Genomic DNA, 379 nt, shown 5'->3' with positions numbered 1-379 from the left:
GGCCTGCCGCACGAGCCGCGTACGCGCGGCCTTGCGGAAGATGCGATCGAAACTCTCTTGTGCGTTGCTGCGGATCACGTCAGACCTGCCTAGTGAAGCTGGTGTTGAAACTGGCTAGCCAGCGCCTCGACGCTCGACAGCGATGCAGTGATCATCTTGCCGCCCGCCTGGATGTCCTGGAACGTGGCGGTGGTGGTCAGATCGTTCAAGTGCAGGCTGTTGCGATAGCTCTTTGACAATTCTTCCGAACGCGCCGCCAGCGCACGCACCTCACTGGCCACCACGGCAAAACCGCGGCCCGCCGTCCCCGCACGCGCCGCCTCGATGGACGCGTTGAGCGAGACGATCACCACATGCCGGACGATGGACTGCAGTTCCT

Annotated in this window: 1 protein-coding gene; it reads right to left on the bottom strand. The window is 63.3% G+C overall.

The features are described 5' to 3' along the window. Positions 1-89: 89 nt before the first annotated feature. Positions 90-379 (bottom strand): methyl-accepting chemotaxis protein (locus AC1VNY_RS42955; RefSeq protein WP_482409749.1); only part of this gene is annotated, 290 nt, incomplete at its 5' end.

This window comes from Bradyrhizobium ferriligni, from assembly GCF_056837965.1.
This window is presented reverse-complemented; position numbering and strand designations above follow the sequence as displayed.